Genomic DNA, 25,126 nt, shown 5'->3' with positions numbered 1-25,126 from the left:
ATGGTGCCGCGAGGAGAAGTCCGCTCACGGTACCGGCCGTCTCCCGTTCCGAGTGCCGGCTCAACCCTCTCCGCCCGGTCCCTCCTGGGCCCCGGCAGCCGCCACTCCGGTGGTGTGGAACCGCGCCCGGAACACACCCGGAGTCACCTTGAGGTTCCGTACGAACGCCCTGCGCAGCGACTCGGGCGATCCGAACCCCGTACGGCGGGCGATCACGGCCATGGGGTCGTCCCCGCATTCCAGCATCGCCTGCGCCGCCTCCATCCGGACCTGCTCCACGTACCGGGCCGGTGTCATGCCCAACTCGTCGCAGAAGAGCCGGGTCACATGGCGGGAGCTGATGCCGGCCCGGCGCGCCATGGCGGACAGCGTGTGGTTGGCGGCGGGGTCCTCCGCGACGGCGTCCAGCACCCGGCGGAGCATGTCCTGGCGGGTGTGCGCGGCGCGGGCGCGAACGCTGAACTGGGACTGTCCACCGGGCCGTTGCATGAAGACCACCAGGTCCTTGGCCACCGCGCGGGCCACTTCGGCCCCGTAGTGCTCTTCCACCAGAGCCAGCGAGAGGTCGATGCCCGCGGTGACCCCGGCCGAGGTCATCACCTTGCCGTCCCGCACGAAGATCGCGTCCGGCTTGACCTCGACGGCGGGAAAACGCAGGGCCAACTGCCGTGAGTGGCGCCAGTGGGTGGCGGCGCTGCGGCCGTCCAGAAGACCGGCGGCGGCCAGCAGGAAGGCGCCGGTACAGACGGAAGCCGTACAGCGCGAGTTCGCGTCGAGCCCCCGCACGATGTCCAGCAGCGCGTCGTCCTTGATCATCCGATCCCAGCCCGGCCCACCGGGAATGACCAGGACGTCGCTGGCCTCCTGCGCGTCCGCGACGGCCATGTCGACGCCGAGACGGGTCCCAGCCGACGTCGTCACCTCGTTCCCGTCGGCCGAGACCATGCTCAACCGGTAGTGGGCGCCGAAGTCGTTCGCCGAGGTGAACACTTCGATCGGACCGGTCACGTCCAGCAGTCGGACGCCGGGAAAAACGAAGATCGTCACGAGGAGCGGGTCGGTTCCGGCGCGCTTGTGGTTCATCGAATGCCTCCGGACCGGACATGGGGTTACGGTCGATGCTATGCGCAGTGAGTTCGCAAAACAAACCAACTAGGATTACGGCATGTCCGACACCCAGCCACGCGCCTGCCCCATAGCCGGGACCCTCGACCTCGTAGGAGAGCGGTGGTCGCTCCTGGTGTTGCGCGAGGTGTTCATGGGAGTCCGGCGCTACGCCGACATCCGCGCCAACACCGGAGCGCCGCGCGACGTTCTCACCAAGCGGCTGCGATCCCTGGAGGCCGCCGGGATCCTGGAGCGCCGCCAGTACCAGGACCGCCCGCCCCGCTTCGAATACCACCTGACGGCCGCGGGACAGGCGCTGGAGCCGGTCCTGATCGGGCTCCGGGAATGGGGCCTTCGGCACCTGCAGGACCCACCCCCCGCACCTCGGTTCCTGCACACGTGCGGTGCCGATGTGGAGACCCGGGTCGTCTGCGCCCGGTGCGGCGAGCCCCTGGAGGGGGGCGGGCTGGTGACCGTGCTGGAGGAAGTGAACCGTCCGGGGCTCTAGGACGTCCGGCACACCCCCTGGACGTCGCCGCCGCCGGCACGAAGGCCCCCAGGAGCAGGGGAGATTCCCGCGCCGCCAGGCGGACCACCCGTCAGATCGGGCGCGCCCGCAGGGGCTGACGCTGCCGCCGCCGACCCGTATCGGCCACGTCGGTCCGGTCCGGATCCGCCGTCGACCGCTCCGGCGCCCACGGATCCGAGAGCGACCGAGGACGAGGACGACGGCCGCCCGCACCCGGGCACTTGAGTGTGTGTGGGCTGGGTGTCTCCGGATCTCCGGCCCCATCGGTGAGCCCGTCCCGCTCACTCCTGGACGGACACGGGGTGCGGGGATCGCCGCAGGCCCGGTTCCGCGTCGGTGTCGTCCGACGACGACACGAGCCCGAAAGCGGTCGACTGACGGGGACATGCCCAGAGACGGCACGGGGCCGGTGAGGCCCGAGCACCGCGGAGGGGCCGGCAGGAACGCCCATGGCCGAAGCGGAGGAGGAGACGCGGTGGCCGATGGCGACCCTCACCGTCCGGCCGATGTGTCCGATATCCGGAAACCGCTGTCCTTCTTCAGGTACAGGCGACGAGGCGGCGATGTACGGAGTGTGACCGGGCCGATACTTGGCGATTTCATTGCTCTCCTTTAAGCCCAGGAAAACAGAGCTCGAAAAAAACGGAATCCGGCGGGGTGCGCTCCGCTTTTTGCACCACGGCCGGAGGATTCCTCTTTCCGCACCCGGACTTCGAGTGGTCCCAGATGGGAAAACAGGCTTCCGTTGCCGCCTGGCAACGATGTCGGAGGTGTACGTGCGACGGAATCAGCACCGAACCGCGGCCTCGGCACCGCGCCGCGGAGCGGAAACGCTTTCTTGCGAACCCTGCCCTCGAGACGAGCCTCCCGGGCGATCCGATTGGCGCGATCGGACCTTGCTCCCGCGGTCCGGCTGGAAGATCTTTGATTGCCGCCGACCGCCGGTCGGTGTGCCACCCGTCGAGAAAGGACCGTCATGAAGTCGACTGTCGCCATGCGTAAGAAGGCCGGCTCCAAGAAGATTGCGGTGCGCCGCACCGGCGACGTGCGCCTGACGTCGGCCGCCTGTCAGTGCCCGTACTCCGTCCAGGCCTGATCGCTTCGCGGTACCACGCTCGGGTGCGCCGCCTGTCGGCGCACCCGGGTCTCTTATCCGGAATTCCGCTGGAGGAGGGCCTGTGGCCGGTGACGGCCTCGTTTTCCACGAACTGAGTTTCGTTCCCGAAGGCGACGAGGTGGTGGTCGGCCGCCTGGACACCGGTTCCTATGCGGTTTTCCCGGCCGACGGCGCGGAGTTGCTGCGCCAGCTCATGCGGGGAATGACGCTCGGCGCCGCCGCCGACTGGTACGAAACCAGTTTCGGAGAGGATGCCGATCTCCAGGATTTCGTGACCACTCTGCGCGAGCTCGGCTTCGTCAGCGAGGAGGACAGTGCGCAGCCGGCCGGCCCCGCCCCACGGGTACGGCTGCGCGGCCTGGGCCGAGCCGTCTTCTCTCCGCCGGCCTGGGTGCTGTACGGCGCCGTGGTCGGTGGCTGGACGTGGGCCGCGATCGCGCGGCCGGACCTCGCACCCCATCCCGGGCAGATCTTCTTCACGCACTCCCTCCTCGTGGTCCAGTTGGTCATCACCCTCGGGCAGGTGCCGCTTCTGCTGCTGCACGAGGGCTTCCACATTCTCGCCGGCCGGCGGCTCGGTCTGCCCACGCGTCTGAGTGTGAGCAACCGTCTGACGTACATAGTCGCCGAAACCCAGATCAACGGGCTGCTCAGTGTTCCCAGGGCGAAGCGCTATCTCCCGTTCTTCGCCGGGATGGTCTGCGACGGCGTCGTATTCGCGGCGCTCGGGCTCGTCGCCGATCTGACCCGGAATCCGGGCGGATCGTTCTCGTTGACCGGGCGGCTCTGTCTCGGGCTGGCATTCACCGTCGCGGTTCGCGTGCTGTGGCAGCTCCAGCTCTATCTGCGCACCGATCTCTATTACGTCGCGGCCACCGCTTGGAACTGCTACGACCTTCACGACGCGGGTATGACCCTGCTGAAGAATCGTGTGCGGCGTTTCATGAATCGCCCGGACCGTATCGTGGACGAGGAGAAGTGGACGCCCCGTGACCGCCGGGTCGGCGCGTTCTACGGGCCTTTCATCGTCCTGGGATATGGCGCGTTCGCCGCAATCACCGTCCTCGTCAGCGTCCCCGTGACGGTCAACTACGTCAGCATTGCCGGGCGCGCCCTCGGCTCCGGCGGCCTGGACGCGGCTTTTTGGGACGCCGTGCTGTCCCTGTGCATGAACGTGGCCCAGATCGTCGCACTCGTCGTGCTGTCCCGGAGGAAACGCCGGAACAAGAAGTCCGCCCACTCCCTCACGTCCTCTTCACCGGAGGTTGAACTCGCATGACGGGCCATCTGCGGATCGTCGGAGACAGGCGCGACGACCGCCTGCGCGCCATCGCAGCCCACACCGGCAAGGCCCTCGTGGTCCGCTGCCACCAGCGGCTGCGCGGTCCCTACACCGGCGTGGACACGGTGCTACGAGCAGTCCTGCCCGAGGCCTACCGGCGCTGGCCGGACCTTGTCGAGGACCATCGCGTGGCCCTCCTGTACGGAATGCCCGAGCTGGCCCACCTCATCGGACCGCCACCGCGCACCCTGGCCGACGACGCCCCCTACGAGGAACGCACCCGCTTCTTCGGCGCCGGCTGGGTCCGTTGCATGAGTCAGGGCATCGTCGGCTTCCTGCTGGAATACGCCCGGCGCATCCACAGCGACACCGCCTTCGAGATCGCCTTCGAGGAAGCGCACGCCTCCGAGGCCACCACACAGGAACTGATCGCCCTGCTTCTGCGCCGGGCGGACCCACGCCGACTGCGCGTGGTGGTCTCGGCCGCCGGCGGCACACTCTCCGACGAGCTCCAGGACGCCCTGGCCGACGTGACCGTCCTGCCCGCCCCGCGCACCGCCGAGCAGCCGGTCGAGGACCGGACCCCTCGCGACTGGGCCGCCGTCTATGTGGACGGCGACTGCACCGACGACGACCCTCGCGCCCTCCGCGGATACCAGCAGACCGACCCGCAGACATGCGCCCGCCTCCACGACCGGCGTGCCGAATCCCTTGAACAGACGGCCACATGGGGCATCCGCATGGGCGCCGTCGCCCACCACCGCGAACACGGCAGCGACCCCGCCGGGGCGGGGCGGGCCGCCCTGCTCGCGGCCCAGCGCCATGCCGTGGCCACCGGCTTCTCCGCCGCCGTGGTCGACCTGGGCCTGCGCGGCCGCGGCCTGACCGACCCGCGCTCGCACGAACACGACTACTGGGAGTTCACCCGCGAGGCGGCCGCGGCCTGCATACCGGTCGGACGCCTGGAACAGTCCATGGAGCTGTACCAGAGCCTGCTGCGCCGCTTCACCGACCCCAAGATCCACATGATGACCAGCTACGCCATCGCGATGCTGCACACCCGGTTCCTGAAACCCCGCGACCACGAACTGGCCGTGCAGTGGCAGCACAACGCCGTCGCCCTCGCGGGAATCCTCCCGGATCCGGCCGAACGACTGACGTACAGCGTCTTCCACGACAACGGCCTGGCACTTGTCGAGATGCACCGGGGCAACCTGCACCGTGCCCTGGCGCTCGTGGAGTCGTGCATCACCCGGCTCGACGAGCGACTCGACGACGATCAGTGGGCCCTGCACCGTTCCCAACTGCTCTACAACCGCGCCCGGCTGCTGGTGGCGCTCGGCCGGCCGGACGAAGCCCACGCCGACTACACCCGACTCGTCGACATCGACCCCTACTACACCGACTACCTCTCCGAGCGGGCCAGGATCTCGCGCGACCGCGGCGACTTCGACGCCGCCCTGGCCGACTACGACCGTGCGGTGCGGCTCGCGCCTCCGTTCCCCGAGCTGTACTACAACCGTGGCACCGCCCGCGCGCAGGTCGGGGACCACCGGGGGGCCCTCGAGGACTTCACCCTCGTGCTCGAGATGGAGCCGCGCGACCTCGACACCCGGATCGCGCGAGCGGAACTGCTGCTGGAGACCGGCGATCTCGACGCGGCGGAGACCGACACGGCCACCGGACTGGGTCTCCACCCGGGTGAACTCCAACTGCTCTGCCTGAAGGGCACGGTTCTCCTGCAACGCGGCCAACTCGACGGCGCCCGGGCCGCTTTCGACGGAGCGCTCGAGAAGGACCCGCGCTACCCGGCCGCACTGATCAACCGCGCCGTGGTGCACTTCCGGCAGTCGCACCCGGCGATGGCGGTCACGGACCTGACCACCGCACTCGAAGCCGTCGGTGACGACCCCGACATCCTGCTCAACCGCGGCATCGCCCACCTGGCCGACGGCCGCCCCGACCTGGCCCTCAGGGACTTCGACCAGGCCCTCACCCTGCCGGACGCGGACACCACCGAACTCCAGGAGCAACGCCGCCTCTGCACGGCGTCCAGCACCCGGTGAGACCGCCAATAGGTACCGGATCAGGCGATGGTGGCGGGCCGGCACGCCTCACTCGACCAAGGGAAATTCTCCGCGTCAGGTGATGACCGGGGGTCCGCTCCGCCTGCCCCGTCATGCGTCCTTGACCCGATCCGTGACCGGACTCCGGCGTGGCTTCCCCTCGGGACGAGCGTCATGGAGGCGTTCCTCATTACGAGGCCCGGCTGCCCCGTGCCAGATCGACAACGGTGAGGACCGCTGTCGTGACGGCTTCAGGCCGGCTGTCGTGTATGTAGTGGCCCGCGTCGGGCAACACGACGTGCTCGCCTCGAACGGCCGTGGCGGCGATCCGGGCCTGCCATGAGGTCAACGATGCGCGACCCCTTGGCGGTGGCCCAGCAGGCGCTGTGGGAGCGGACCTCGGCCAGCGCCTTGTCGCAGAGGTTCTTCCACAGGCGCCAGCGGTCGCTGACCTGCACCGCTTCGGGCAGGGCCCTGCGAACGCCCTCACCGTAGGGGCCCGAGCCGTCGCGGCAGACGATCTCGACGCCGGGGTGCTCGCGCAGTCACCGTTCCAGGGCGTCGGCGGCGGACGTCGATGCGCTCGCCAGTCTCAAGCGCTTGCGAGCGGTTCTCATGGGGTGCGCGCATCCGTGTTCGGGGCGCCGTGATGTCCGACGCTAGATAATCTGGAACTCGTTCGCGGTTGCGGCATCACATCCTGGAACTCCGTGGCGGGGACGGCTTCTCCCAGAGTCATGAAAACCGCCGCAACGCCCCTGCGCGCCACGGTCTCATCGACGCCCGCACGCTCACTCACTCGCCGGACGAACTCGGCAACGCCGAATTTCGGGGCGGCATCCTCCGATGGGACCAGGGGCAGGGGCGATCTCGGTGGGCAGGACGCCGGCCAAGTGCCTGGCCTCGCCGCCGGTGATCCGCTCGGCCAGCGTCAGCGTCGTGGCCCGGGTCGGCTCCCTGGACTGCTCCTGGGGCACGTGGGCCCGTCGGCTGACGAGCCGGACGAACTCGTCGCTGTCCATGGCGCCTCCAATCCTGCAGCCCGTCACGGGGACCCCGCATGCACTGCCCCCAACAGTGATCGAAATGCCGGCGCGCCGGTCACCGCCCGTCCTCTTCGCCTTCCTCGGTAAAGGGGCGCACCGCGTCCAGCAGGGCCCTCAACGCACCGGTCACCATCCCGAGCTCGGCGACGCGCTGCGCGTACGGATCCTGCGGCTCGGCCTGCGCGGCCCGCTCGGCGGCGTTCGCCAGGATCTGCTCGGCGGCCTGAGCCGCGGCGCGCAGCGCGGCACGTTCGATATTGCCGGGCATGTGATCTCCCATGAACTCGGCTGGCGGGCACAGGATTCCCCGGAGTGCTTCGGCATCGCCAGCAGCCGGTTTTGCCGGGAATGCCACTGGTAGGGCACGAGACGAAGTGTCCCGGGACAAAAACTGAGGAGGAGATACGTCTTCCACAAGCGTACGGACGTACTGGACCCGCTGCAGGACGACGACTTCCCTGCCGGCAAAGAGGAACTGGTCCAGGCCGCCGAGAACGCCGGAGGAAGTGGTCAAGGCGCTTCGCGCCGATCCCCCGGACGACTACGGCAACCGGGATGAGGTGGCCAGGTCGGTGCGCGTCGGCCCGACATCCGACCTGGACCTGAGCGCCGCGCGGAGCAGCCCCGGCGCGGGTGAGGAGTCCTGATGGCAGTCACCACTGAAGCGGTCATCCCGCTGCTGCGCGACGTCCGCGATGCCGAGGAACCGGTCGTCGGCCAGTTGCGGGCGGATCTGGCCGCCGAACCCGCGAGGGACCACCGGCAGACCCTGGAGGACCACGTCCAGGAGGTCGATGACCACATCCACGAGCTCAATCGCCGCCTGGAGCAGCTGACCGCCCGAGGACCGTTGTCCGAGGCCTTCATCGCCCTGGGCGGTCAGGCCGTGAGCACCGGCCGCGTGCTGTGGCGGCTGATGGCGGGGCTGCCGTCAGCCGTGCGGACCGGGCACGATGGTCACACTCCGCAACGCCTCCTGAATGAATCGAGGGGGAGTTCGCCGTCGCGGCCAGGGCGGCGGCCGCCCGCGCGGCAGAGCGTTTCGCCGATGAGATCGGCGACGGCCTCGACGCCGACACGCTCAGGGGCATCCGCACCGACCACGAGTGGTTCTTCGACAACCTGGACCACAGCATGGAAGAGGCGGAAGACGTGGTGGTCCGCGTCAAGACCAGCGTGGCCGGCGGCGGAACCGCACCGGCCTCCTGAGCAGTGCCGCCATCCTCATCGTCCCCGGGTGCCGGACCGCCCGGCGACGGATGCGTCGCGCTCAGGCGCCGTGCGCGTCCCGGACGCCGAGTTCGTCGATGTGCCCCAGCAGGTCGAGGGGGTCGGTGTACACCCGGAACGCCTGGGCCCGCTCCAGTTCGTCCTGCCCGTATCCTCCGGACAGCAGCCCCACTCCGAGTGCCCCCGCCCGCCGCGCAGCCAGCAGATCCCACACGCTGTCTCCGACGACGACACAGTCGCGGGCGGGGATGCCGAGCCGCGCCGCGCCCGCCAGGAACAGATCGGGGTCGGGTTTGGCGCGGCTGACTTCCTCACGGGTGACCGTCGGCACGTCGGGCGGCACGCCGAGCCTGGCGAGCATGGGTGCCGCGTCGTCCCGGCGGGCGCTGGTGGCGATCGTCCAGGGGACGCCGCGGTCCGTCAGCGTCCGGAGAAGCTCGGCGGCTCCGGGCAGCGGCCGGATGGCGTTCGTCCAGCCTTCGAAGTGGCGGTGATGGGCGTTCTGCAGTTCGTCGGCCTCTTTCGGCGTCAGCCGTACGCCGGTCTCGCGCAGCGTGGCCTGCACGAGCAGGCCACCGCTCATCCCGATCCTCCGGTGGATCCGCCAGACCGCCAGGCCGATGCCCATCTCGCTCAACGCCTGCTGCCAGGCGATGACGTGCTGGTAGACGCTGTCGACGAGTGTCCCGTCCAGGTCGAAGACAAACGCCGCGGGCCGGGTGCACGTATCGTCGGACATCTTCCACATCCCTCCCGTCAGCGGCCGGCCCGGGCCGGCCGGGTAGAGGCACCGGAGGACAGCCGCTGCGCCCAGGTCTCCTCGACCGTGTCCTTCAGGTGCCCAGGTCGAAGCGCACGGCGTTGTACAGGAACGCCTGCCCGACCAAGAGGGCCAGGCCCAGCAGCGCCCGTGGATGAACGGCCAACGAGGGCTCCCAGCAACGTTGCGGCGGACCAGCATGGTCCCCAGTCCGAGGAAGCCGCCGTTGCCGAAGGCCACCCGTCAGCCGACGTCCGCCGGGGAACCAGGCGGTGTTCAGCGGGGCGAGTGCACCCAGCTCCCGACGGGCGTCCCCGACCCAGTAGCTGCTGTTGACGGTCAGGTCGACCTGTCCGCGGTTGCGGGCCGGGATGAGCTCACCGGGGCCGGCATCGGCATGAGTACGCGGCGATCAACTCGGCGGTCGACGAATGCCATGCTGCGCGCCGGGTATGCGATCGGCATCGGTGCACGGTGACCAAATCGGGCGGTCGGAATCGACCCGGCGGGCTGAGACTCCGCGGACGAGCCGGCAGTTCTCGGAAGGTCAGCAATGCACCGCGCATGGGTCAGGAATCCGGCCTCTCGCGAGACGGCACCGGAGCAGTCGGGTGAGGTGTTCGAGCGACTGCATCCTCTGGGGCAGCCCCAGCCGCAGGCCCTGGGGTGAGTGGGAGACCATATCGTCCTGCCCCACGGTGTGGCTCTTCGCCTCTGTGCCATGCGCCGGATTCAACGTCTTCGACACCGTCCTGGCCGGTGAGGCCCTGCGCACCACGGTGCACGGAGGCGTCAAGCTGTGGGTGGTCGTGGTCACCGCCGTCCGTGCGCGGGCACGGGCCGGGTCGGCGTGGCAGGCTTGCAGGGGGGGACCGCGCCGTTCGTCGCAACACAGCAGCGAAGGGGTACGACGCATGGATCAGAACCAATTCGTCCGTACCGTCGCCGAGCGCACCGGACTGAGCCGGCAGGAGGCGGCGGACCTCACCTGGGCCACGCTCGAGACGCTGGCCCACCGGCTGAGCCGGGGCGAGGCCAGGGACCTGATCACCGAGCTTCCCGAGGACCTCGCGGAGGCGGTGCGCCGGGGAACCACCGACCGCATCGAGCGCTTCGGCCACCACGACACCGTGCGGCGCGTGGCCGAACGCACCATGCTCAAGGAGGAGGAAGCCGACCGGGGTGTGCGGACTGTACTGGCCTTGCTCCGGGAGGCGATCAGCGAGAAGGAGTTCAACGACCTGATGTCGCAGCTCGGAACGGACTTCTCCCAGGCCCTCGAATCCGCCGGGTGACCCCGGATCCTTCGGCACACCAACCGCGCCACGGCGCAAGCGGCCCGGACGCTGCCGTGTGCGTCGTGCTGGTGACCGACCCCGGCCTGCCGTCGGAGATCGCCCGGGCTCTCGCGCCCCCGGTTGCACGATCATCTCCGCCGGGCGGTCCGTGCTCGGGTCAGAGGGCAGGTCGGCACGATGACAGCCCCGCTCAGCGTGAGCGAGCAGGCCGACGTCTCCGACATCGCCGACGCCGTCAGAAGCCACCTGGACGGTGCCGAATGGGACATGGCGATCCTTCGCACCGGCCTTCCGCGGCGGGTCCGGCTCTGCCCGATCAGCGCAGAGGTCGACACCGCGCTCCGGGCCGCGCTCGTCTCCCTTCCCGCCCCCTTCCCGCCCTTGGGGCCGCCGCCTGCGACGCCGGGTGCGGCAGGCCGCTCCGGGAGCGCGGTGCCCTGGACCCCTGCAACCTGGTCACCGTCGCGCTCGCGGTGGTGGTGCTGGGCACGGCCCTGTTCGCAACTCTGGTCGCCGTCTCCTTCCTGCTGCTGGACGCGTCCGTCCTGGGCAAGTTCATCGGACGGCAGGTCGGCGTCGGCGACTACCTCTTCCTGGCCTGGTTCATCACCGCCATTGCGATGATCGGCGGGGCCTTCGGCACCGGCCTCGAAGGGGCCGAGAAGGTGTCAGACACCGCCTGTGGACGACGGCAGCCCGAGCGTCAGCGGATGCTGCGCGGTCCGGCGAACTGCGGGGGTGGTGGGGCGATCGCATGGAGGCGAGCAGGAGCTGGTCGTTCGGCCGCTCCGGACGATGAAGAACACATCGCGAGCCTGGAGGAGCAATGCGGAACCGGACACTGAGCAAGATCGGCACACGGCTGTTGCGTCTGCGCCACGACTCGTCGCAGAGCTCACAGGACCGGGTGGCGCCGGCCGGCTACGGACTGGACCACGGGCAGGTCGCCGAATTCGTCGCCGGCACGCTGGACGCGGAGGGCGAGGCGGCGCTCGCCCATCAGGTGGCGCGGCTGCTGCCCTTCCACTGGACCTGGCCCAACCGGGTCGCGGAGGCGATGTCGCAGATCATGGACCACTTCGGTGATCAGCGTGAGCTGATGGCCTGGCTGGATCGGCACCCCGGCCTGCCACGGCTGGTGGCACGCCTGTACGTCTTCATGGGCCTCCTCGATTGGTACAGCGCGGTGCCCGCGGTCGTGACCGCGATGCGTGAGTACCGGGAGCGGACACCGTATCCGCCGGGCCTGGAGCCCTACTTGGTGCCTGCCACCGATGACGCCACACTCGCGAGCATTGCTTTCAAGGTCGAGAAACTGCTCAGCGAGGAGCGGACCCGGGAGGCCGTCGAACTGGCCCTGGCCACAGCGGCATGGCTGCAGCAGATCGCGCCACGGGCGCGGGAACTCAACCCTGAGGTCGTCGACCTGGACGAGCTGATGGGGCAGGCTCGGCAGGATATCCGGGCGGCAGCAGCCGACATCTGAACCCAACGGTCGATGCGGCGGTAAACGGCATGACGGTGAAACTGAACGCGATGGCGTTCGACCACGCAAAGAAACTGACCGAAGAGGGCCGGATCGTCCTGGACGACCGGGGCGAGTGGAGCGAGCACCGGCCTTCGGCAGCGGACGAGAATGCCTACCTCGAGGAGCACGGATTCAACGAGTACGCCGGGTGGTACCTGGGCATCGACGACGAGATGGGAGAGGAGACCAAGGGCCGGTACAAGTTCCCCTACGGCGATTTCGAGCGCGTCCACCGCTGCGGTGTGCTCTCCGCCGAGGTGCGCGCCGGACAGCAGAAATACGCGGACATCGAGAACGCCGCCGCGCACCTGCACGGACTGCTGGACGGCAGGCGGGCCGGGAACCGGTGACAGCGCCGGAAAAAGTGCACCCGCACCCGGCCCCCAGCGACGGATCGTCCAGTGGCGCCGCTCTACGAAGCACCCGGGATCACGATCAGTTACGAGCACGCAGGTAGGGCCGCGACCGTCAGGTCGAGGCCCTCATCACCGTATCGTCAGTGGTTGTGGTTGTTTGGTTGTGTCCGAGGGGGGACTTGAACCCCCACGCCCGATAAAGGGCACTAGCACCTCAAGCTAGCGCGTCTGCCATTCCGCCACCCGGACCAGGTGTCTGCCGCCTGGCCGGGGGTGTTCCCCGCGGCGACATGGACAACAATACCAAGGTTTCAGGGTGCCTTTCACCTGCATATCCGGGGCCTGACAGCGGCTGCGCGGGGCCGGACGCGGGTAGATCCGGTCGGATACCCCGGGTGAGGGAACGGTCGCCGAGGGTCCGCAGGGTCGCTGCGGCTCGCCGGGCGAGCCGGTCAGGCACGGTCGTCGGCCCCCCCTCTCGAACCCTCAAGCCGTCACTCCTCCCCCTCGCTCCACCACCAGAACCCGCAGCGCGCGCACGAGCGCGGCCCCCGCCTCCTCACCCAGCGGAGCGAGGAAGCGCCGTTCCGTCTCCCGGCGGGCCAGCTCGGCCTGCCGCAGGCAGTCGTGGCCCGTCGCGGTCAGCTCCACGATGTTCTTGCGCCGGTCCTGCGCGCTGCGGCGGCGCTCGACGAGCCCGTGGTCCTCCAGGCCGTCGACGAGCGCGACCATCGTGGTGCGGTCGACGCCGAGCCGTCCCGCCACCTCGACCTGCGACAGCGGGTACTCGGCGGCCAGCACCGCCAGGACCGCCAGCTCGTGTCCGTCTATCCCGAAGGGCGCCAGCGCCTCGGCGGATGCGCGTGCCAGCCGTTGCTGGGCGTGCTTGAGGAGATAGCCGAGCCGGGCCTCGAGGGGCACGGGGGCCGCGGGAGACACAGGGGGCGTGGAAGGCACGGGGGACCCAGAGGGCTGCTCGCCGGTCATGTCAGGACTGTACCCACTCCTGATTGTCAGCTCCCCTGATGATTCGCTACGCTGATCGACATGAGCGAACAGCGTGTGCGCTTCGGTATCAAGACCACCCCGATGCACGTCTCCTACGAGGACATCCGCCGTGTCTGGCAGGAGGCCGACACCCTCCCCGAGATCGAGGACGCCTGGCTCTGGGACCATCTGCTTCCGCTGCGCGGGCCCAAGGACGGCCGGACACACGAGGGCTGGACGCTGCTCAGCGCTCTCGCCGCGCAGACCGAGCGGCTGCGGCTCGGGCTGCTCGTCACCAGCAACCGCGTCCGCCCGCCCGCCGTCCTCGGGAAGATCGCCTCGACCGTGGACGTGATCTCCGGCGGACGGCTCGTCATGGGGATCGGCGTGGGGGGCACCCGTCAGCCGCCCGGGGCGGGCGGGGTCAGCGGCGAGAACCCGGCGGTCGCGGAGTACGCGGCGTACGGGCTGACGCTCGTCCCGCCCGGTGAGGGCGTCGCCCGGCTCGCGGAGACGGTCGAGATCCTGAAGCGCATGTGGACCGAGGACGTCTTCGACTTCGAGGGGCGCCTCTATCGGCTCCGGGGCACGCGCAACGAGCCCAAGCCCGTGCAGCGGCCGGGACCTCCACTGCTGATCGGAGGCTGGGGGACGCGGCTGCTGCGGCTGGTCGCCGAGCGGGCCGACATCTGGAACATCCCCGGACCACCGCACAACGGCGTGGAGTTCGTCGCCGAGCGCGGCCGGGTACTGGACGCGCACTGCGCGGAGATCGGGCGCGACCCGCGTGAGATCACCCGGTCGGTGCAGGTCGTCGTCTCCTACGACGACCCCGCCGCCACCCGGACCGCCGTCACCGGCCTCATCGGCGTCGGCACCAACCACGTCGTGCTCAGCCTGCCCCAGCCCTACCCGCCGGGGGTCGCTCGGTGGTTGGTGGACGAGATCATCACGCGGGTGCCGGCGGAGGTGCCGGAGAGCGGGCGGCGCCCCTGACCGGGCAACCACCGGCCGCGAGCCCGCCCACTCCGTCGCCACAGAGACAACTGCCGCTCCCCCGTGACGGAGACAACTGCCGCTCCTCCGTCACGGAGACAGGTGCCGCTCCCTCCGTCACGGAGACAGCCGCCACCCCGGTGTCACCGAGACAGCGGCTGTCCGCGGGTCACGGAACGAGTTGGTACTCCGGGAAGTTGCCCGGCAGCCGCTCCTCCGCCGGACCCTGCGTGACGGCGCGGACGAGCAGTTCGCCGCCCACGAACGCCCCGCGCCAGGACGCGCCGAGCCCGCCGAACAGCTCGTCCCGGTCACCGCGCGAACGGGGCTTGCCGCGGCCCAGTTTGAACGCGCGGATCTGCGGCGCCAGTCGCGTGTACGTCGCCTCGTCGTCCGTGGACAGGGTGGCCACGAGCGCGCCGTTCGACGCGTTCATCGCGGCGAGCAGCTCCGCCTCGGTGTCGACCAGGACGATGGTGTCGACGGGGCCGAAGGGCTCCGCGTGGTGCAGTGGTGAGGACGGCGGCGGGTTGAGCAGCGTGACGGGCTGGACGTACGCCGAGGTGTCCTGGCCGGGCAGGAACCGCGTGTCGGACAGCTTGCCGCGGTGCAGGGGGACGGCGCCGCGGCTGATGGCCTCGGCGACCTGGTCGTCCAGCTCCTTCGCCTTGGCCGCGTTGATGACGGGTCCGAAGTCCAGCGCGGGAAAGGGGTCGTCGGGGTTCTCCACCGCGAGCGGGTGGCCGATCCGCAGGGTGCGGACGGCCGGCAGGTAGGCGGCGAGGAACTCGTCGAACAGGGCGCGCTGGACGACGAAGCGCGGGTAGGCGGTGCAGCGCTGCTTGCCGTAGTCGAAGAGTTTCGGGACGACGGCCGTGAGCGCGTCCCAGTCCGTGTAGTTCCAGACGCCCCAGGTGTTGAGGCCTTCCTGTTCGAGGATGTGGCGCTTGCCGAGGTCGGCGACGGCGGTGGCCACCGCGGCGCCGGTGTCGCGGCCGCCGACGAAGGAGACGCAGCCGATCTCGGGTGCGCGCACGAGCGCCTCCGACAGCTCGCCGCCGCTGCCGCTGACGAGGGTGACGGGGATCCCTTCGCGCGCGGCGAGCGCGCAGGCCAGGGTGAGGCAGGCGACGCCGCCGTCGGTGGGGGCCTTGGCGATGACCGCGTTGCCTGCCAGGGCCTGGACCAGCATGGCGTGGACGAGGACGCTCATCGGGTAGTTCCAGCTGGCGATGTTGGACACCGGGCCGTCCAGCGGGGCCCGGCCCTCGACCATGGGTTCGATGCCGTCGACGTACCAGCGGACGCCGTCGATCGCCCGGTCCACGTCGGCCTGCGCGAGCCGCCAGGGCTTGCCGATCTCCCAGACCAGGAGAAGGGCGAGCAGTTCCCGGTGCTCGGTGAGCGCGTCGAGGGTGGCGGCGACGCGGGCGCGGCGTTCGGGCAGGGGGACGTGGCGCCAGGCCCGGTGCTGGTCGAGTGAGGCGCGTACGGCCTGCTGGGCGGTGGCGCCGTCCAGGCGGGGCGGGCCCGCGATGGGGCTTCCGTCGACGGGGCTGGTGGCGGGCAGTGCCCGGCCGTCGGGTCGCCAGGAGGTGTCCCAGAGGTTGAGGACCCGGTCCTGCTGGAACGCCTCGGGCGCGACGGCGAGGCAGCGCTGCCAGGCGTCGGCCCAGGACGTCCCGGGCTTCAGGACCAGGGAGGTGTTGGGGGTGGATGCCATTCGGATGTCTCCGCTCTCGGTGCACAGTCGGGGGCGGGAGGTGCCTGGCTCGTGCCGGACCTGCATGGTCCATCGGCTCGCACGAGGAGTGGTCGGGTCCGTACGGAGGACGACGGTGGTCGGGTCCGTACGGAGGAGGGTGGACGGGGTGCGTACGCGGGAGGGTGGCCGCGTCCGTACGAGGAAGGTACTGAGGCGGGTCCGCTTGTGACAGTCACCGCACCTCAACTATGAGTGACGTCTCACCTCACCCGCCGGTGGCGACACGCTCCGCCTCCAGCCGGGCCAGCACCAGCCGGGCCGTCTCGGTCGGGGTGCCTCCCACCGGTACCCCGGCCGCTTCCAGGGCCGTCTTCTTCGCCTGCGCGGTGCCGGACGAGCCGGAGACGATCGCGCCGGCGTGCCCCATCGTCTTGCCCTCGGGCGCGGTGAACCCGGCGATGTAGCCGACGACCGGCTTGGTGACGTGGTCGCGGATGTAGGCGGCCGCTCGTTCCTCCGCGTCGCCGCCGATCTCCCCGATGAGGACGACGAGGTCGGTGTCCGGGTCGTCCTGGAAGGCGGCCAGGCAGTCGATGTGTGTGGTGCCGACGACGGGGTCACCGCCGATGCCCACGCAGGTCGAGAAGCCGATGTCGCGCAGCTCGTACATGAGTTGGTAGGTCAGTGTGCCCGACTTGGAGACCAGGCCGATGCGTCCGGGCTTGGTGATGTCGGCGGGGATGATGCCCGCGTTCGACTGGCCGGGGCTGATCAGGCCGGGGCAGTTGGGGCCGATGACGCGGGTGCCCTGCGCGGCGGCGTACGCGTGGAAGGCGACGGCGTCGTGCACGGGGATGCCTTCGGTGATGACGACGGCCAGTGCGATCCCGGCGTCCGCGGCCTCCAGCACGGCGGCCTTGGCGAAGGCGGGCGGCACGAAGACGACGGTGACGTCGGCGCCGGTCGCCGCCATCCCCTCGCGCACCGAACCGAAGACCGGCACGGTGACGGGAGTGCCGCCTCGGCCGCTGGGGCTGCGGGGGACGTCGAAGTCGACGCTGCGGCCCGCCTTGCGCGGGTTGACGCCGCCGACCACGTCCGTGCCGGCGGCGAGCATCCGCCGGGTGTGCTTCATGCCCTCGCCGCCGGTCATGCCCTGGACGAGGACCTTGCTCTCCTTGCTGAGGAAGACGGCCATGTCCCACTCCTTCAGTCGGCGGTGGCGAGTCGGGCGGCGCGGCGCGCGGCGCCGTCCATGGTGGTGGCCTGCTGGACCAGGGGGTGCGCGCGCTCGTCGAGGATGGCCCGGCCGCGTACGGCGTTGTTGCCGTCGAGGCGGACCACGAGCGGCTTGGTCAACCGGACGCTCTCCAGGGCCTGCACGATGCCGTCGGCGACGGCGTCGCAGGCCGTGATGCCGCCGAAGACGTTCACGAAGACCGATTTCACCGCCGGGTCGGAGAGGACCACGGACAGGCCGTCGGCCATGATCCGGGCGGAGGCTCCGCCGCCGATGTCGAGGAAGTTGGCGGGGCGGGCGCCGCAGCCGGCGACCACGTCGAGGGTCGACATGACCAGGCCCGCGCCGTTGCCGATGATGCCGACCTCGCCGTCCAGCTTGACGTAGTTCAGGCCCCTGGCCGCGGCGGCCGCCTCCAGGGGGTCGTCGTGCGGGGCGTCCTTCTCTCCCCAACGTTCTTGCCGGAAGCGGGCGTTGTCGTCGAGGGTGACCTTTCCGTCCAGCGCGAGAATCTGTCCCTGGGCGGTGCGTACGAGGGGGTTCACCTCGACGAGCAGTGCGTCCTCGCGGGTCAGCACCTCCCACAGGCGCACCAGGACGTCGACGGTCCGCTGGGGGAGGCCGGCGGCCTCGGCGATCTCGGCCGCCTTGGCCGAGGTGACGCCTTCGGCGGGGTCGACGGGGATGCGCGCGACGGCGTCCGGGCGGGTCGCGGCCACCTCCTCGATGTCCATGCCGCCCTCCGCCGAGGCGATGGCGAGGAAGCGTCCCGCCGCGCGGTCGAGGACGTAGCTGACGTAGAACTCGCTCTCGATGTCGACGGGTTGGGCCAGCATCACCTTGCGGACGGTGTGGCCCTTGATGTCCATGCCGAGGATCTGGCGCGCCGTCAGTTCTGCCGCGGCGGGGTCCGCGGCGAGTTTCACGCCGCCGGCCTTGCCGCGCCCGCCCGTCTTCACCTGTGCCTTGACGACCACCCGGCCGCCGAGCCTGCGGGCGATCCCGCGGGCTTCCTTGGGCGAGTCGGTGACCTCGGCCCTCGGTACCAAGATGCCGTGTTCCTCGAAGAGTTCCCTTGCCTGGTGCTCGTACAGGTCCATACCTCGGCTCCTGTCTAAAAGTGCCGCACGCCCCCTGGACACCACCCACCGGATGCGGGATAACAAGCTTCATACAGTATTCGTCGACTGTATGCAATGTACGCGAGAGCGTTCCAACCCCCTACGAAGGGACAGGACTTCGCCATGCCCGACGGCAGCAGCGACACCAACTCGACCCTCATCTCAGGTGGGCACCTGGTCGCCAAGGCACTCAGAGCGGAAGGCGTGGAGGTCGTCTACACCTTGTGCGGCGGCCACATCATCGACATCTACGACGGCTGTGTCGACGAGGGCATAGAGGTCGTCGACGTACGTCACGAGCAGGTCGCCGCCCACGCCGCCGACGGCTACGCGCGGATCACCGGCAAACCCGGATGCGCGGTCGTCACGGCCGGGCCGGGCACCACCGACGCCGTGACGGGCGTCGCGAACGCCTTCCGCGCCGAGTCCCCGATGCTGCTGATCGGCGGACAGGGAGCGCACACCCAGCACAAGATGGGGTCCCTCCAGGACCTGCCGCACGTCGACATGATGACGCCGATCACCAAGTTCGCCGCGACCGTCCCGGACACGGCGCGCGCCGCCGACATGGTGTCGATGGCGTTCCGGGAGTGCTACCACGGCGCACCCGGCCCCTCCTACCTGGAGATCCCGCGCGATGTCCTCGACGCCAAGGTGCCGGTCGACAAGGCGCGGATCCCCGCCGCCGGCCGGTACCGGGCCTCCACCCGCTCGGCCGGTGACCCCGAGGCGATCGAGCGGCTCGCCGATCTGCTCGTGCACGCCGAGAAGCCCGCGATCCTGCTGGGCAGCCAGGTGTGGACGACCCGGGGCACCGAGGCGGCCATCGACCTCGTACGCGCCCTCAACATCCCGGCGTACATGAACGGCGCGGGTCGCGGCACCCTGCCGCCCGGGGACCCGCACCACTTCCAGCTCTCGCGCCGGTACGCGTTCTCCCACGCCGACGTGATCGTGATCGTGGGCACACCCTTCGACTTCCGTATGGGCTACGGCAAACGGCTCTCCCCCGACGCGACCGTCGTACAGATCGACCTCGACTACCGGACCGTCGGCAAGAACCGGGACATCGACCTGGGGATCGTCGGGGACGCGGGGCTGGTCCTGAAGTCGGTGGCCGACGCCGCCTCCGGACGCATCAACGGGGGCGCGTCGAGGCGCAAGGAGTGGCTCGACGAACTGCGGGCCGCCGAACAGACGGCTCTCGACAAGCGGCTGCCCAGTCTGCGGTCGGACGCCTCGCCCATCCACCCGTACCGCCTGGTGAGCGAGATCAACGACTTCCTCACCGAGGACTCCATCTACATCGGGGACGGCGGCGACATCGTCACCTTCTCCGGGCAGGTCGTGCAGCCCAAGTCACCGGGCCACTGGATGGACCCGGGCCCGCTCGGCACCCTCGGCGTCGGCATCCCCTTCGTCCTCGCGGCGAAGAAGGCGCGCCCCGACAAGGAGGTCGTGGCCCTCTTCGGCGACGGCGCCTTCTCCCTCACCGGATGGGACTTCGAGACACTCGTCCGCTACGACCTGCCCTTCGTCGGCATCGTAGGCAACAACTCCTCGATGAACCAGATCCGTTACGGCCAGGCCCAGAAGTACGGCCTGGAGCGCGAGCGGGTGGGCAACACCCTCGGCGACGTCCACTACGACAAGTTCGCGCAGATGCTCGGGGGTTACGGCGAGGAGGTCCGCGACCCCGCCGACATCGGCCCCGCGCTGCGGCGCGCCCGCGAGTCGGGCAAGCCGTCGCTCATCAACGTCTGGGTCGACCCGGACGCGTACGCCCCCGGAACCATGAACCAGACGATGTACAAGTGAGGTGCCCCCGATGACACCGACGACCGCGACGACCCCGAGCCCGGGAACGTCGGCCAAGGCTCTCGAAGGAATCCGCGTCCTCGACATGACGCACGTCCAGTCCGGCCCCTCCGCCACCCAGCTGCTCGCCTGGCTCGGCGCGGACGTCGTCAAGCTGGAGGCGCCGACCGGCGACATCACGCGGGGGCAGCTGCGCGACCTCCCGGACGTCGACTCCCTCTACTTCACGATGCTCAACTGCAACAAGCGCAGCATCACCCTCAACACCAAGACCGAGCGCGGCAAGGAGATCCTCACCGAACTGATCCGGCGCTCCGACGTCATGGTCGAGAACTTCGGGCCGGGCGCCGTCGACCGCATGGGCTTCACCTGGGACCGCATCCAGGAGATCAACCCCCGGATCGTCTACGCCTCCATCAAGGGCTTCGGGGACGGCCCGTACACCAACTTCAAGGCGTACGAGGTCGTCGCGCAGGCCATGGGCGGGTCGATGTCGACCACCGGCTTCGAGGACGGGCCGCCACTGGCGACGGGCGCGCAGATCGGCGACTCGGGCACCGGTGTCCACGCGGTCGCGGGCATCCTCGCCGCCCTGTTCCAGCGGGAGAGCACGGGACGCGGGCAGCGCGTGAACGTGGCGATGCAGCACGCGGTGCTCAACCTCTGCCGGGTCAAGCTCCGGGACCAGCAGCGCCTGGCGCGCGGGCCGCTGGCCGAATATCCCAACGAGGACTTCGGCGACGAGGTGCCCCGGTCCGGCAACGCGTCCGGCGGCGGTCAGCCCGGCTGGGCGGTCAAGTGCGCGCCGGGCGGACCCAACGACTACGTGTACGTCATCGTGCAGCCGGTCGGCTGGAAGCCGATCACCGAGCTGATCGGGCGGCCGGAGCTGGCGGACGACCCCGAGTGGGCCACCCCGGAGGCCCGGCTGCCCCAGCTCACCAAGATGTTCCAGCTCATCGAGGAGTGGTCGGCCACCCTCCCCAAGTGGGAGGTGCTGGAGAAGCTCAACGCCCACAACATCCCCTGCGGCCCGATCCTGTCCACCAAGGAGATCGTCGAGGACGAATCCCTGGTCGCCAACGAGATGGTCGTGACCGTGCCGCACCCCGAGCGGGGCGAGTTCGTGACGGTCGGAAGTCCGCTGAAGCTCTCCGACTCCCCCGTGGACGTGACCAGTTCACCCCTGCTCGGCGAGCACAACGAAGAGGTCTACATCGGCGAGCTCGGCCTCGGCGACGAGGAACTGCGCCTGCTCAAGTCGAACGGAGTGATCTGAGTGATGGCCGAAGACCGGGTGCTGAGGGTGCGTGCGCTCCTCGACGCCGTACGGGCCGAGGGACGCGGCGCGCTCACCGCGCCCGAGGGCAAGGTGATCGCCGACGCGTACGCGATCGCCGTACCGGGCGAGGAACTGGCGAGGGACGTCGACGAGGCGGTGGCGTACGCGGCGCGCTTCGGCGGCCCCGTCGTGATGAAGATCGTCTCCCCGGACATCCTGCACAAGACGGATGCCGGCGGTGTCGTCGTCGGGGTGGAGGGCGCGACGGACGTGCGCGCGGCCTTCCACCGGATCGTCGAGAACGCGAAGGCGTACGACCCGCGGGCCCGCATCGAGGGCGTCCAGGTGCAGGAACTGCTCCCCCAGGGGCAGGAGGTCATCGTCGGCGCGGTGACCGACCCGACCTTCGGGAAGGTGGTGGCGTTCGGGCTCGGCGGCGTCCTGGTCGAGGTCCTCAAGGACGTCACCTTCCGGCTCGCCCCCGTGGACGCCGACGAGGCGCTGTCGATGCTGGACTCGATCCGGGCGGCCGAGATCCTGCGCGGGGTGCGCGGCGCGCCGCCGGTGGACCGGTGGGCGATCGCCGAACAGATCCGCCGGGTCTCCGAACTCGTCGCGGACTTCCCGGAGATAGCCGAGGTCGACCTCAACCCGGTGATCGCCACGCCGGAGGGCGCCGTCGCCGCGGACATCCGGGTGATCCTCGCCGAGTCGCTCCCCAAGGAGCGGCGCAAGTACACCCGCGAGGAGATCCTCACCTCGATGCGCCGGCTGATGCAGCCCTCCTCGGTGGCCGTGATCGGCGCCTCCAACGAGCAGGGCAAGATCGGGAACTCGGTGATGCGCAACCTCGTCGACGGCGGCTTCGCCGGCGAGATCCACCCGGTGAACCCCAAGGCCGACGACATCCTGGGCCGCAAGGCGTACAAGAGTGTCACGGACGTTCCCGGTGAGGTGGATGTGGCGGTCTTCGCGATCCCCGCCAAGTTCGTGGCCTCGGCCCTGGAGGAGGTGGGACGCAAGGGCGTCCCCAACGCGGTACTGATCCCCTCCGGATTCGCGGAGACCGGTGAGCAGGCGCTCCAGGACGAGATCGTGGCGATCGCCGAGCGGCACAACATCCGGCTGCTCGGGCCGAACATCTACGGCTACTACTCGACGTGGCAGGACCTCTGCGCCACGTTCTGCACGCCGTACGACGTCAAGGGCGGTGTCGCGCTGACCTCGCAGTCCGGCGGCATCGGCATGGCCATCCTGGGCTTCGCGCGCACCACAAAGACGGGCGTCTCCGCGATCGTCGGGCTCGGCAACAAGTCGGACCTGGACGAGGACGACCTGCTGACCTGGTTCGGCGAGGACCCGCACACCGAGTGCATCGCGATGCACCTGGAGGACCTCAAGGACGGCCGCGCCTTCGTCGAGGCCGCTCGCGCGACGGTCCCCAAGAAACCGGTCGTGGTCCTGAAGGCGGGCCGTACCGCCGCCGGGGCGAAGGCCGCCGGTTCGCACACGGGCGCGCTCGCGGGCGACGACGCCGTGTACGAGGACATCCTGAAACAGGCCGGCGTCATCAGGGCTCCCGGGCTGCGCGACATGCTGGAGTACGCGCGCGGACTGCCGGTGCTGCCGGCTCCCCGGGGCGACAACGTCGTGATCATCACGGGCGCGGGCGGCAGCGGCGTCCTCCTCTCCGACGCCGTGATGGACAACGGCCTGACCCTGATGGAGATACCGCCGGACCTGGACGCGTCCTTCAGGGCGTTCATCCCGCCCTTCGGAGCCGCGGGCAACCCGGTCGACATCACGGGCGGCGAGCCGCCGTCGACGTACGAGGCGACGATCCGGCTGGGCCTGGAGGATCCGCGCGTCCACGCCCTCGTCCTCGGCTACTGGCACACCATCGTCACCCCTCCCATGGTCTTCGCCGAGCTCACCGCGCGCGTGGTGGCCGAGTTCCGGGAGCGGGGCGTCGAGAAGCCGGTGGTGGCGTCGCTCGCGGGTGACGTCGAGGTCGAGGAGGCCTGCCAGTACCTGTACGAGCGCGGGGTCGTGGCGTACCCGTACACGACGGAGACGCCGGTGGCGGTCCTGGGCGCCAAGTACCGCTGGGCGCGCGCGGCCGGCCTGTTGGGGGGCGGTTCATGAGGTGAACCAGGGCGGGAGCGGCCGACGGTGCGCGTCGGCCGCCCCCAGGACCCGTGCGCACACGAAAGGCATTTGGACAGGGGGCGCTGGCCAGATCTTTCGACGCAAGGGGTGCTGAACCGACATGACGACCACCGACCTATCGACATCCGTCCCCTACAGGGAGGTGACGGATCGCAACGGCCGCCTGTACCGCATCGGTGAGACCGACCGGGACATCATGGGGCGACCACGCTGGACCATGGTGCTCTTCCCCTGGATGGGGATGCTGGGCATCAGTTCCTCGGAGTACGCGTTCACCTCCGCCGAGGACACCCTGCACGACGCCCACCTGTGGAGCAGTGGGCACATCTTCTGGCTGATGGGCGTCTGGATCTTCTTCCAGGCGGCCGTGGCCTTCCCGGCCGGGCGACTGCGCGAGAGCGGACGGCTGCCCGCGCGGTACGCCATGATGCTCGGCGCGCTGGGCACGGTGCTGGGCTATCTCTCGCTGGCGTTCGCACCGCACGTGAGTGTCGCGTACCTCGGCTTCGGGATGTTCAGCGGCATCGGCGCCGGCCTCGTCTACGCGACCTGCGTGAACATGGTCGGCAAGTGGTACCCGGAGCGCAAGGGCGGCAAGACCGGCCTGGTCAACGGCGGTTTCGCCTATGGCTCGGTGCCCTTCGTCTTCCTGTTCACCTCGTACATGGACCTGGGCAACTACCGGACCGTCCTGGTGATGGTGGGCCTGGTCTGCTGCTCGGTGGTCGCGTTCGCGGGCTGGTTCTTCAAGGACCCGCCCAAGGGCTGGTGGCCTCCGCACGTGGACCCGCTGAAGGTGTCGTCCGATCCCAGGATCCGGCGGGCACTGGAGAAGAACCCGCCGGCGGTGAAGCAGTACACCCCGAGGGAGGCCGCCCGCACACCCGTCCTGTGGATGATGTGGTTCTGCCTGCTGTGCACCGCGGGCATCAACATCTTCGGCATCGCCTTCCAGGTTCCGTTCGGCAAGGACATGGGCTTCGCGGGCGGGATCGTGGCCACCGCGATGTCCCTGAAGGCGATCGTCAACGGCACCGGGCGCGGGGTGATCGGCTGGATATCCGACCGCTTCGGGCGCCGCAACACACTGATCATCGTCTGTCTGGTGCTGGGCTCCGCGCAGTTCGGCGTGCTGGTCTCGGGCCAGATGGGCAGCATGCCGTTCTTCCTGTTCTGCTCCATGGTCTCCGGTTTCGGCGGCGGGGCGATCTTCCCGCTCTTCGCGGCCATGACGGCGGACTACTTCGGCGAGAACAACAACGCCTCCAACTACGGGATGGTCTACAGCTCGAAGCTGATCTCGGGCCTGGTGGGCTCCGGCATGGGGGCGGTCGTCGTCGGCGCGTGGGACTACCACGGCGCCTTCGTGCTCGCGGGCTCCATCGGCCTGGCCTCCGCCGTACTGGCGCTGTTCCTGAAATCCCCGGGCTCCCCCAAGGCCCGGAGCATCGTCCCCAACCCGCAACCGCTCGGCGAGGAGATGGCGTGA

22 protein-coding genes, 1 tRNA gene and 1 pseudogene are annotated in these 25,126 nt (G+C 69.9%); 12 read left to right on the top strand and 12 right to left on the bottom strand.

The features are described 5' to 3' along the window. Positions 1-60: 60 nt before the first annotated feature. On the bottom strand, positions 61-1,083 hold the full coding sequence (locus OHB41_RS37270) for a GlxA family transcriptional regulator (protein WP_266703573.1): 1,023 nt from the start codon (positions 1,081-1,083) through the stop codon (positions 61-63). 82 nt (positions 1,084-1,165) lie between these two features. On the opposite strand from OHB41_RS37270, the gene OHB41_RS37265 reads away from it, so the two are divergent. From OHB41_RS37265 to OHB41_RS37255, 3 genes are all read left to right on the top strand, one after another. Continuing rightward, positions 1,166-1,615 carry a winged helix-turn-helix transcriptional regulator gene (locus OHB41_RS37265; RefSeq protein ID WP_266703571.1) on the top strand — a complete coding sequence of 150 codons (450 nt, stop codon included), beginning with the start codon at positions 1,166-1,168 and terminating at the stop codon, positions 1,613-1,615. A 1,199-nt stretch (positions 1,616-2,814) separates the two neighbouring features. Continuing rightward, a complete protein-coding gene (locus OHB41_RS37260) occupies positions 2,815-4,032 on the top strand; it encodes a hypothetical protein (protein ID WP_266703569.1) in 1,218 nt (405 codons plus the stop codon). Further along, positions 4,029-6,101 carry a tetratricopeptide repeat protein gene (locus tag OHB41_RS37255; protein ID WP_266703567.1) on the top strand — a complete coding sequence of 691 codons (2,073 nt, stop codon included), beginning with the start codon at positions 4,029-4,031 and terminating at the stop codon, positions 6,099-6,101. Before OHB41_RS37260 ends, OHB41_RS37255 begins: the two co-directional genes overlap by 4 nt. Before the next feature lie 422 nt (positions 6,102-6,523). Here OHB41_RS37255 and OHB41_RS37250 read toward each other — a convergent pair. From OHB41_RS37250 to OHB41_RS37230, 6 genes and pseudogenes are all read right to left on the bottom strand, one after another. Then, positions 6,524-6,622, bottom strand: a pseudogene (locus tag OHB41_RS37250) (hypothetical protein); the annotation flags it as partial. A 92-nt stretch (positions 6,623-6,714) separates the two neighbouring features. After that, a complete protein-coding gene (locus OHB41_RS52390; RefSeq protein ID WP_353962910.1) occupies positions 6,715-6,900 on the bottom strand; it encodes a DUF2267 domain-containing protein in 186 nt (61 codons plus the stop codon). Then, positions 6,893-7,123 carry a DUF2267 domain-containing protein gene (locus tag OHB41_RS37245; protein WP_266703565.1) on the bottom strand — a complete coding sequence of 77 codons (231 nt, stop codon included), beginning with the start codon at positions 7,121-7,123 and terminating at the stop codon, positions 6,893-6,895. Before OHB41_RS37245 ends, OHB41_RS52390 begins: the two co-directional genes overlap by 8 nt. A 79-nt stretch (positions 7,124-7,202) precedes the next feature. Beyond that, a complete protein-coding gene (locus OHB41_RS52090) occupies positions 7,203-7,661 on the bottom strand; it encodes a hypothetical protein (protein ID WP_323138426.1) in 459 nt (152 codons plus the stop codon). 27 nt (positions 7,662-7,688) lie between these two features. Then, positions 7,689-7,955, bottom strand: coding sequence for a hypothetical protein (locus OHB41_RS37235; protein WP_266703563.1), 267 nt, complete (start codon positions 7,953-7,955; stop codon positions 7,689-7,691). A gap of 462 nt (positions 7,956-8,417) precedes the next feature. Beyond that, on the bottom strand, positions 8,418-9,116 hold the full coding sequence (locus OHB41_RS37230; protein WP_266703561.1) for an HAD family hydrolase: 699 nt from the start codon (positions 9,114-9,116) through the stop codon (positions 8,418-8,420). 935 nt (positions 9,117-10,051) lie between these two features. Between OHB41_RS37230 and OHB41_RS37225 the strand changes: the two genes are divergently transcribed. From OHB41_RS37225 to OHB41_RS37210, 4 genes are all read left to right on the top strand, one after another. Beyond that, on the top strand, positions 10,052-10,432 hold the full coding sequence (locus OHB41_RS37225) for a DUF2267 domain-containing protein (RefSeq protein ID WP_266703559.1): 381 nt from the start codon (positions 10,052-10,054) through the stop codon (positions 10,430-10,432). Between the two features lie 479 nt (positions 10,433-10,911). Continuing rightward, positions 10,912-11,280, top strand: a complete 369-nt coding sequence (locus OHB41_RS37220; protein WP_266703557.1) for a hypothetical protein — start codon at positions 10,912-10,914, stop codon at positions 11,278-11,280. Next, positions 11,262-11,921, top strand: a complete 660-nt coding sequence (locus OHB41_RS37215) for a hypothetical protein (protein ID WP_266703555.1) — start codon at positions 11,262-11,264, stop codon at positions 11,919-11,921. Before OHB41_RS37220 ends, OHB41_RS37215 begins: the two co-directional genes overlap by 19 nt. Before the next feature lie 29 nt (positions 11,922-11,950). Further along, positions 11,951-12,313 (top strand): hypothetical protein, encoded by a 363-nt coding sequence (locus OHB41_RS37210; RefSeq protein ID WP_266703553.1) that lies wholly within the window; start codon positions 11,951-11,953, stop codon positions 12,311-12,313. Positions 12,314-12,483: 170 nt separating this feature from the next. On the opposite strand, the gene OHB41_RS37205 is transcribed toward OHB41_RS37210, so the two are convergent. Both OHB41_RS37205 and OHB41_RS37200 read right to left on the bottom strand, forming a co-directional pair. Then, positions 12,484-12,568 (bottom strand) — tRNA-Leu (locus OHB41_RS37205). A gap of 237 nt (positions 12,569-12,805) precedes the next feature. After that, entirely contained in the window at positions 12,806-13,240 is a 435-nt protein-coding gene (locus OHB41_RS37200) for a MarR family winged helix-turn-helix transcriptional regulator (RefSeq protein ID WP_266703551.1), read from the bottom strand. 126 nt (positions 13,241-13,366) lie between these two features. On the opposite strand from OHB41_RS37200, the gene OHB41_RS37195 reads away from it, so the two are divergent. After that, the gene (locus OHB41_RS37195; protein WP_266703548.1) at positions 13,367-14,302 is read left to right on the top strand and encodes an LLM class flavin-dependent oxidoreductase; all 936 of its coding nucleotides are present in this window, start codon (positions 13,367-13,369) and stop codon (positions 14,300-14,302) included. A 169-nt stretch (positions 14,303-14,471) separates the two neighbouring features. On the opposite strand, the gene OHB41_RS37190 is transcribed toward OHB41_RS37195, so the two are convergent. The 3 genes from OHB41_RS37190 to sucC form a co-directional block, all read right to left on the bottom strand. After that, entirely contained in the window at positions 14,472-16,025 is a 1,554-nt protein-coding gene (locus OHB41_RS37190; RefSeq protein WP_266703546.1) for an aldehyde dehydrogenase family protein, read from the bottom strand. 247 nt (positions 16,026-16,272) lie between these two features. Next, complete coding sequence (sucD, locus tag OHB41_RS37185) at positions 16,273-17,205, bottom strand: succinate--CoA ligase subunit alpha (RefSeq protein ID WP_266703544.1); 933 nt, start codon at positions 17,203-17,205, stop codon at positions 16,273-16,275. A gap of 11 nt (positions 17,206-17,216) precedes the next feature. Continuing rightward, complete coding sequence (gene sucC / locus OHB41_RS37180) at positions 17,217-18,347, bottom strand: ADP-forming succinate--CoA ligase subunit beta (RefSeq protein WP_266703542.1); 1,131 nt, start codon at positions 18,345-18,347, stop codon at positions 17,217-17,219. A gap of 144 nt (positions 18,348-18,491) precedes the next feature. Between sucC and OHB41_RS37175 the strand changes: the two genes are divergently transcribed. The 4 genes from OHB41_RS37175 (at position 18,492) to OHB41_RS37160 (ending at position 25,126) form a co-directional block, all read left to right on the top strand. After that, entirely contained in the window at positions 18,492-20,186 is a 1,695-nt protein-coding gene (locus OHB41_RS37175) for a thiamine pyrophosphate-binding protein (RefSeq protein WP_266703540.1), read from the top strand. A gap of 10 nt (positions 20,187-20,196) precedes the next feature. Next, positions 20,197-21,465, top strand: coding sequence for a formyl-CoA transferase (gene frc, locus OHB41_RS37170; RefSeq protein WP_266703538.1), 1,269 nt, complete (start codon positions 20,197-20,199; stop codon positions 21,463-21,465). A gap of 3 nt (positions 21,466-21,468) precedes the next feature. Continuing rightward, entirely contained in the window at positions 21,469-23,613 is a 2,145-nt protein-coding gene (locus OHB41_RS37165) for an acetate--CoA ligase family protein (protein ID WP_266703536.1), read from the top strand. 124 nt (positions 23,614-23,737) lie between these two features. Beyond that, positions 23,738-25,126 carry an OFA family MFS transporter gene (locus OHB41_RS37160; RefSeq protein ID WP_266703534.1) on the top strand — a complete coding sequence of 463 codons (1,389 nt, stop codon included), beginning with the start codon at positions 23,738-23,740 and terminating at the stop codon, positions 25,124-25,126.

Origin of the sequence: Streptomyces sp. NBC_01571, assembly GCF_026339875.1 — a bacterium.
Taxonomy (GTDB): domain Bacteria; phylum Actinomycetota; class Actinomycetes; order Streptomycetales; family Streptomycetaceae; genus Streptomyces.
The sequence above is the reverse complement of the archived record's forward strand: the minus strand, read 5'-3'. Positions and strand labels throughout refer to the sequence as shown.

Coding starts and splice junctions, on each gene's coding strand:
- OHB41_RS37270 (WP_266703573.1), bottom strand. CDS start 1,083: ATGAACCACAAGCGCGCCGGAACCGACCCGCTCCTCGTGACGATCTTC.
- OHB41_RS37265 (WP_266703571.1), top strand. CDS start 1,166: ATGTCCGACACCCAGCCACGCGCCTGCCCCATAGCCGGGACCCTCGAC.
- OHB41_RS37255 (WP_266703567.1), top strand. CDS start 4,029: ATGACGGGCCATCTGCGGATCGTCGGAGACAGGCGCGACGACCGCCTG.
- OHB41_RS37245 (WP_266703565.1), bottom strand. CDS start 7,123: ATGGACAGCGACGAGTTCGTCCGGCTCGTCAGCCGACGGGCCCACGTG.
- OHB41_RS37230 (WP_266703561.1), bottom strand. CDS start 9,116: ATGTCCGACGATACGTGCACCCGGCCCGCGGCGTTTGTCTTCGACCTG.
- OHB41_RS37225 (WP_266703559.1), top strand. CDS start 10,052: ATGGATCAGAACCAATTCGTCCGTACCGTCGCCGAGCGCACCGGACTG.
- OHB41_RS37215 (WP_266703555.1), top strand. CDS start 11,262: ATGCGGAACCGGACACTGAGCAAGATCGGCACACGGCTGTTGCGTCTG.
- OHB41_RS37210 (WP_266703553.1), top strand. CDS start 11,951: ATGACGGTGAAACTGAACGCGATGGCGTTCGACCACGCAAAGAAACTG.
- OHB41_RS37195 (WP_266703548.1), top strand. CDS start 13,367: ATGAGCGAACAGCGTGTGCGCTTCGGTATCAAGACCACCCCGATGCAC.
- OHB41_RS37190 (WP_266703546.1), bottom strand. CDS start 16,025: ATGGCATCCACCCCCAACACCTCCCTGGTCCTGAAGCCCGGGACGTCC.
- sucD (WP_266703544.1), bottom strand. CDS start 17,205: ATGGCCGTCTTCCTCAGCAAGGAGAGCAAGGTCCTCGTCCAGGGCATG.
- sucC (WP_266703542.1), bottom strand. CDS start 18,347: ATGGACCTGTACGAGCACCAGGCAAGGGAACTCTTCGAGGAACACGGC.
- OHB41_RS37175 (WP_266703540.1), top strand. CDS start 18,492: ATGCCCGACGGCAGCAGCGACACCAACTCGACCCTCATCTCAGGTGGG.
- frc (WP_266703538.1), top strand. CDS start 20,197: ATGACACCGACGACCGCGACGACCCCGAGCCCGGGAACGTCGGCCAAG.
- OHB41_RS37165 (WP_266703536.1), top strand. CDS start 21,469: ATGGCCGAAGACCGGGTGCTGAGGGTGCGTGCGCTCCTCGACGCCGTA.
- OHB41_RS37160 (WP_266703534.1), top strand. CDS start 23,738: ATGACGACCACCGACCTATCGACATCCGTCCCCTACAGGGAGGTGACG.